Consider the following 6,976-nt stretch of genomic DNA (forward strand, 5'->3'; position numbering starts at 1 on the left):
TAATTGGTGGTTTTTCAGGAAATGGGGTGTCAACAACTTGAAAACCATTTGGAACGCCTAATAATTCAGCATATTCATTAAGATGCTCAATAACACCATCTCTATTACTGTATTCAGGGTCAATATAAATTTTCATATGACCTAATACAAATTCACTATTTACACCAAGTGCATTAGCGCGACCACCATAAGTATTATAAACCATCAAAGTATCAGCAGTAATAGGCGTGCTGTCTTCATAAACTAAATGCTTTAATGCTGTAATATTTAGAATTGTATCTGTCTGCTCATAACTTTCTATATCAGGTAGCTTATATTCAAAGTTTACTTTTTTATAAAATCCATCTTTTGAAACTTTGAAATAAACTCCTTTTTTTTCTCTGCTAACATTTGGAAAATAGACTTGTCCATTAGAATCGCTAATACCACTTTCAATTATTTTATCATCTGCATTGGGTAATGAATTAGATCCCCAATACTCATAACCATTTGCCAAGGTATATTTGACAACTTCTTTTTCATACATATCCACAGTCGCCCCAGATAATAAATCTAAAGTCTCAAAATCTCTTACAACCATCGTTATATTTTGGTAATCTGGAGGAGGGGGAAGTAAATCAAGGTCTATAACTTTATTTCCATTAATTTCACCTTCATTATCTTGATAAATATTTTTATAAACTACTGTTTCTTTGAACGATTCTGGGATTCTATTATCTTTTATTCGGATTTCATAAATAGATGGGTTATTTGATTCCGGAATATAAACATCCCCAAAAATTGCTTGAGTTTTATCAGCTGTATTAAACAAGTAAGTACTATCAGGGAAATGTGTATTAGTTACTTTAATTGTTGTGTTGGCTATTGGAACGGACGTATTTAAAGAAGATTTATACAGCCTTATACTAATTGCAAAATCCCCTGTTTCTTGACTGTTGCCATAATTAACTGGTTCTACTGTAATATTTCCTAAATCTAATATATTTTCCCCAGGATAGGCACTTGTAATGTTTATATCAATTGGAATATTTTCGTATGTTCCATGTTCAATATGTAAAATTCCATGAAATGGAACAATCGAATTATTTTCGCCATAACTAACATTTAATCCATTATATTGAATATTACCATTTAAAACTTCAGTTCTTCCAATTGTAGTATATGGTTTCCATAATCGTGCAGTACCATCATACGCATTTAATAATTTACCTTTTATGTTGAAATAAGGTTTTTCTAATGTATATACACCTGTAAAAATATTATTTTCATTGCCTTCAACTATTTCTATTTCCCTACTATTTCCAACTATACCATAACCGTCTTGCCAACTAATTTGATAGTTTTTTAATCCGTTAGTAATTGTGTTCTTTTGCGTTTTTAGATTTTTAAAAGATTTACCTTTTGATGTTAGCTGTTGATTTATATCTATGTTTTTTCCACTTTTTTTTACAAACTTTAAGTGTTCAAAATTTTGACCTTCTATAACCCTGATGAAATATATTCCATCCGAAGTATGTATCATTGAATGATAATAATGGTGTTGCCCTTTGTTGTTTGATATGTTTTTTGCCCTACCTAATAATCTTCCATTTATATCAAAAATTAAAATTCGTAGATCTTCATTTGAATTAACATATAAATTAAAGGATCCATTTGGGTTAGGCATTAAAGTCCTATTTTTTAAACTTATTTGTTCATTACTTAAAGCACCTTGAATAATCCAATTTTCAAAACTAATTGGTTGATTAGTATATCCATTAATTTGATAAGTATGTAAACCATTATCAAATAAACTTGTTGCAGTTATTGCAATCGGTAAATCTTGGTCAGCATCAAAAGTAATAGCACCACTACCATATGTTTGTGCTAATGAATAATTGCAAAGTATTGTAATAAAAAGTGCGATTTTTTTCATAAAACCTGTTTAATCTTTTTAAAAGTAAAACAGAAACATTTTACCAATATGTTTGATATTGAGAGAATTAGTACTCAACATTGAGAGTTAAGACCAACAGTTAAAAAAAGAGGATAAAAAGAAAGACAAAGTGTTTACTTTTTACGCTAAGTGGTATTAGGTGCTTTTTACAACAGAAGATTTTGTAGAAACTAGTGGATTTCTGCCTTAGTTTATCCAATTCAAAATCAAAAAAAAAACACAAAACAACAATGAGATTGCCACGTCCTTCGTCCTCGCAATGGCAAAACAAACAGATTGCCACACTTCGACTGCGCTCAGTGCAGGCTAGTCCGCTCCTCGTAATGACAATTAGATTCCCTCCTTCGAGGGAATAACAAAAAAAGTTAAATCAAATTATTACGCGTAGCATAGCTAATTAACTCCGCAGAGTTTTTACAACCCGTTTTTTCAAGAATATGACGGCGATACGTATCCACCGTATGCCGACTAATAAACAAGGTTTCTCCAATAGCTTTGCTGTTTAAACCTTTACCTATTAAACGTATAATTTCAAACTCGCGTTTACTAAGGTTTGATAGTTGTTTAGTTTTAAACCGCTCTAGTGTGGCTTTAAGCTCATCGATATTTACAGGTTTTAATAAATAATCGAATGCATAATTTTTTATAGCCTTGATAGCGTAATGATTATGAGCTGTAATATATATTATTTTAGTATCTAGATTGTTTTTATTAATGTCTTCTGCCAATTCTAAACCCGATTTCCCTGGCATTTCAATATCCATAAACACCAAATGAGGCTCGTGTTTTAAAATAGCATCAAAAGCTGCTTCAGAACTATCAATTAATTCTAATAATTCAACATTTTCAAAATTACCTAAAACAATTTTCATGCGGTTTAATGCTCTTTGCTCATCATCAACAACTATTACTTTTATTTTATTATCAACCATACTATATTAGTTTAATAAACTTACTTATTTAAAATTTCAACTTCTACACGAACTCCAGCGTTATTACCTTTTGCGTCTTTGAGTTCTATAACATGCTGCTTTATTTTTTTGTTTTTTAATTTTGAGTATAAATCAAAAATTCTATTCATAATTAAAAGCCCATTGCCCGTTGAATTCTTTTTATTAGTTTTTGATTGACGCATACCCATACCATTATCTTCCACACTCATAAAAAGTATACCTGCTTGTTTTTTTACATTAATTTTTAACATCCCATTTTTAGTTAGCGCTAAGCCATGTTTAATTGCATTTTCGGTATAAGTAAACAACACATGCTTAGGCACAATTGCTTTTAAATCAACATTTTCTCCAATAGCAATAGCATAATTAAAACTATTTATAAATCTTATTTGCTGAAGCTTTATAAAGTTTTCTGTATATTCTAATTCAGCTTTTAACGTTGTTGATATTTTATCAGACTGCTGCAAGGTGTCTCTCATAAAATTAGAGAAACGCCCAATAAACTTGTCAGCTTCAAGCTTATTATCCATTAATATCATTTCGCTAATAGTATTAATGGCATTAAATACAAAATGTGGATCTACTTGGTTTTTTATAGATTTTATTTGTAATTCTGAAATCTCTGTGGCAATAGCTTGTTGCTTATCCATTCTTATTTTTTGCCCCTTAGCAACTAACCATACTAAAAGTAATATTAAAGCATAAATCATTAAATATAATATGTATTGAAATGCATATAATGGATTTTTATTATAACTAAACAATTCGCATATTGCTCCTTTTTGAAAATACAATTGGTTTTCGGTTTTACTAATTTGCTGGATACCATAACTAGAGACTTCGCCTTCAACATCAGCCAATGTAAATTCTACTTGATACTCAAACTTATCTCTGTAAATAGAAATTTTATCATAATTATTACGAAAGATAACCCATTCTTTTTTTCCATCATTATCGATATCATAATATTCAATAAACTTAAAAGGTTCTATTTTAAACTTATTTATTTCTTCAAGATTAGTGTTAAAAAAAACCACTTCTCCTCTAACTCTGTCCGTAACAGCAAACTGGTTAGAATTAACTTTTACTAAATATTTTTTACTTCCTTTCTGTAATATTTTTTCTTTCTCAATAACGCCATCGGTTGATAGAAGAAGTAATCTTGATGGTAATTTATCATATTGCCTTGACACAAAAAAAGATAGAATTCTAGTTTTGTTATTTACATTAATAGTGTTGTTAGAAATAGAACCTAGTGCCTTAAATTCAATAGGTTCAAACATAAAACTTAAATCGTCATTTAAAACCATTAACCAGGTACTACTATCGGGACGATGAGTATAAAAATTATTAATCTGGTTATTTGAGGCATTATTACTTATAATAATCTCTTCTTTTCCATCATCGTCCAAATCAATAACTTTAGAAACACTAAAAGAGTTTGCTAAATGTGGTGACTTAATTATATTGTTTTTATTAAAATCGTATTTATAAGCATTTCTTGGGTTAGCCGCAAATCCTGTCATAATATTAAATACAAGTTCGCTATTGTTTATGTTTTTGTTAAATGAACGTCCTGAAGTTTGTATTCTAAATTTATTTTCCCCATCAAACATACTTATTGTATCTACAAAAATACGTTGCCGATTTATTCCGTTTGGTTTAAAAGGCTCACGAATATTTAAAAAAGCTGAATCTGCTGACTGCGTAATATTAAATATTTCTTTAAACCCATTATTATCAACATCACTAAACCATAATCCTTTTAATGTTGTTGGGTATTTAGTGTCCAGATTAAATTGATCTACAAAATCACCATTCGATTTATATATTAAATAACTAGCATCACCTAGAGTGTTTACTTGAGCTTCAATACGCTCACTTAAACTATCACCATCTAAATCTTGATAATATATTTTATGAAGTGCGTCACCTAAATCATTTCTTTGCACTAAATCAACTTTGTATTTAGAAAAATAATCCGGTAAGCAAATTATAATGATACCAGAAATTAATGCTGCAATTACAAACTGATTCAACAAAAAGGATACTATCCGTTGCTTCATTATAGGGAATGATGGTTGGTGTTAATTTTGAGTAAGTAATTTAATCATTTTAATAATATAACATTAAAAAACTTACATTTTGACGCTTAAAATGCGTGAATTATATCAATAATGAGTAATTATTATACTCAATTTAAAAATGACTGAATAAAATTTGTTTTCTTATTTCTAAACGAAATATCCTAAATTCGCTTTTATGAGTGTTAATCTTCAAACTCCAATAGATTATTTAAAAGGCGTTGGCCCTAATCGTGCCGATTTGCTACGCAAGGAGTTAGGTATTTATACGTATCAGGATTTAATCAACTTATTCCCAAATAGATATATTGACAGAACGCAGTATTACAAAATCAATCAATTACAACGTAATAATGCCGATGTACAAGTTGTTGGTAAAATAATAGGTTTTAAAGAAGTTGCACAAAAACGCGGGAAGCGATTGGTGGCAACCTTTCAAGATGAGACAGGTACGATGGAGTTCGTTTGGTTTCGTGGTCAAAAATGGATTCGAGAAAATTTAAAACTTAACAAACCTTACGTGGCGTTTGGTAAAACCAACTGGTTTAGTGGTAAATTTAATATGGCTCACCCCGATTTGGAGTTGTTGGAAGATCATAAAAAAAACCTAAGCTCTGGGATGCAAGCTATTTACCCGTCCACAGAAAAATTATCTAATAAAGGTATTAGTAACCGTGTGATAAGTAAAATTATGCAGCAATTGTTTCTAGAAACCAAAGGAAGGTTTGTAGAAACTTTATCAGATAATTTGCTTTCAGAATTAAAATTAATCTCAAAAAAAGAAGCCCTGTTTAATGTGCATTTTCCTAAAAATCAATCATTACTTTCTAAGGCACAATTTCGATTAAAATTTGAAGAATTATTTTATATTCAATTGCAACTCATTTTAAAAAACCTCATTTATAAGTCTAAAATTAAAGGGTTTCCTTTTGAAAAAGTTGGCGATTATTTTAACAGCTTTTTTAAAAACCATTTACCATTCGAATTAACCAATGCACAGAAACGTGTTTTAAAAGAAATTCGTGCAGACTTAGGCAGTAATGCACAAATGAATCGACTTCTTCAGGGTGATGTGGGTTCTGGTAAAACCATAGTGGCGTTTATGTCAATGCTCATCGCACTTGACAACGGTTTTCAAGCCTGTTTAATGGCGCCGACTGAAATTTTGTCAGTACAGCACTATAACGGGTTATATAATTTATGTAACTCATTAAATATCAGTATAAAACTATTAACAGGTTCAACTAAAACTTCAGAAAGAAAAAAAATTCACGAATCTTTAGAAAATGGCGATTTACAAATACTTATTGGCACACATGCGCTACTAGAAGACAAAGTGAAATTTAAAAATTTAGGGCTTGCTATTATTGATGAACAACATCGATTTGGAGTAGCACAGAGAAGTAAATTGTGGAAGAAAGGTCCTCCTCAATCCTCCCATGGGGAGGAGGCCCAAGCAGTACGAAAAAAATATATGACGGCGCGTCCCTCTACCTATAAATTGCTAAAAGAATTACAAATCGAAAACAAAAAGCACACTACTGAAACTGAACGTATTTTATGGGAATACTTAAGAAGTAAAAAACTAGGTTTTAAATTTAGAAGGCAGCACATTATTGATGAATTTATAGTTGACTTTATTTGCTTAGAAAAGAATTTGATTATTGAAGTTGACGGTGGCTACTATAACACCATTAAGCAAAAAGAAGCCGATGATTTACGAACACAAATTCTCAATGAAATCGGTTTTAAAGTCATTCGCTTTACAAACGATCAAGTATTGGGTGATATAGACAATGTTTTGCGCTATATTACGAATTGCTTAGAAAGCCTCCCCTTTGGAGAGGTTGGTGGGGCTTCTCCTATCCCTCCACATATTTTAGTCATGACCGCCACCCCTATCCCGCGTACCTTAGCCATGTCTGTTTATGGTGATTTAGACATCTCTATTATTGATGAATTACCACCAGGACGCAAGCCTGTAAAAACGGTTCATAGATACG

Annotated in this window: 4 protein-coding genes; 1 reads left to right on the top strand and 3 read right to left on the bottom strand. The window is 30.7% G+C overall.

Features of this window, described 5'->3' with window-relative positions; genetic code table 11:
• From AADI82_RS12485 to AADI82_RS12495, 3 genes are all read right to left on the bottom strand, one after another.
• The coding region (locus AADI82_RS12485) for a T9SS type A sorting domain-containing protein (protein WP_341216759.1) at positions 1–1,915 on the bottom strand (1,915 nt) is incomplete at its 3' end.
• A gap of 386 nt (positions 1,916–2,301) precedes the next feature.
• Positions 2,302–2,868: a response regulator transcription factor gene (locus AADI82_RS12490; RefSeq protein ID WP_341216760.1), complete on the bottom strand. Its 567-nt coding sequence runs from the start codon at positions 2,866–2,868 to the stop codon at positions 2,302–2,304.
• A gap of 20 nt (positions 2,869–2,888) precedes the next feature.
• Positions 2,889–4,955 carry a histidine kinase gene (locus AADI82_RS12495; RefSeq protein WP_341216761.1) on the bottom strand — a complete coding sequence of 689 codons (2,067 nt, stop codon included), beginning with the start codon at positions 4,953–4,955 and terminating at the stop codon, positions 2,889–2,891.
• Between the two features lie 196 nt (positions 4,956–5,151).
• Between AADI82_RS12495 and AADI82_RS12500 the strand changes: the two genes are divergently transcribed.
• Positions 5,152–6,976 (top strand): DUF559 domain-containing protein (locus tag AADI82_RS12500; RefSeq protein WP_341216762.1); only part of this gene is annotated, 1,825 nt, incomplete at its 3' end.

This window comes from uncultured Wocania sp. (genome assembly GCF_964021735.1).
GTDB lineage: Bacteria > Bacteroidota > Bacteroidia > Flavobacteriales > Flavobacteriaceae > Wocania_A.

Coding starts and splice junctions, on each gene's coding strand:
- AADI82_RS12490 (WP_341216760.1), bottom strand. CDS start 2,868: ATGGTTGATAATAAAATAAAAGTAATAGTTGTTGATGATGAGCAAAGA.
- AADI82_RS12495 (WP_341216761.1), bottom strand. CDS start 4,955: ATGAAGCAACGGATAGTATCCTTTTTGTTGAATCAGTTTGTAATTGCA.